Genomic DNA, 827 nt, shown 5'->3' on the forward strand with positions numbered 1-827 from the left:
AAGTCTGATGCAGCGACGTCGTGTGGGGGATGAAGGCCTTCGGGTTGTAAACTCCTTTCGCCCGCGGAAAAGGCAGGGTTTTGGCCTTGTTGATGGTAGTGGGTAAAGAAGCGCCGGCTAACTACGTGCCAGCAGCCGCGGTAATACGTAGGGCGCGAGCGTTGTCCGGAATTATTGGGCGTAAAGGGCTCGTAGGCGGTTTGTCGCGTCTAGCGTTTAAGGCTCGGGCTTAACCCGGGTTTGCGTTGGGTACGGGCAGGCTTGAGTGCGGTAGGGGTAACTGGAATTCCTGGTGTAGCGGTGGAATGCGCAGATATCAGGAGGAACACCGGTGGCGAAGGCGGGTTACTGGGCCGTTACTGACGCTGAGGAGCGAGAGCGTGGGGAGCGAACAGGATTAGATACCCTGGTAGTCCATGCTGTAAACGTTGGGCACTAGGTGTGGGGGCTGGTTTCATGGTTTCCGCGCCGTAGCTAACGCATTAAGTGCCCCGCCTGGGGAGTACGGCCGCAAGGCTAAAACTCAAAGGAATTGACGGGGGCCCGCACAAGCGGCGGAGCATGCGGATTAATTCGATGCAACGCGAAGAACCTTACCAAGGCTTGACATGCACCGCGAGACTGCAGAGATGTGGTTGCCTTCGGGGTGGTGTGCAGGTGGTGCATGGTTGTCGTCAGCTCGTGTCGTGAGATGTTGGGTTAAGTCCCGCAACGAGCGCAACCCTTGTCTCATGTTGCCAGCACGTTATGGTGGGGACTCGTGAGAGACTGCCGGGGTTAACTCGGAGGAAGGTGGGGATGACGTCAAATCATCATGCCCCTTATGT

The 827-nt window shown here is 57.4% G+C and carries 1 rRNA gene; it reads left to right on the forward strand.

The annotated features are described in order from the left end of the window. A 16S ribosomal RNA gene (locus QP400_RS10445) occupies positions 1–827 on the forward strand; the annotation flags it as partial.

Source organism: Winkia sp. UMB3158 (assembly GCF_030217145.1).
Lineage (GTDB): Bacteria > Actinomycetota > Actinomycetes > Actinomycetales > Actinomycetaceae > Winkia > Winkia anitrata.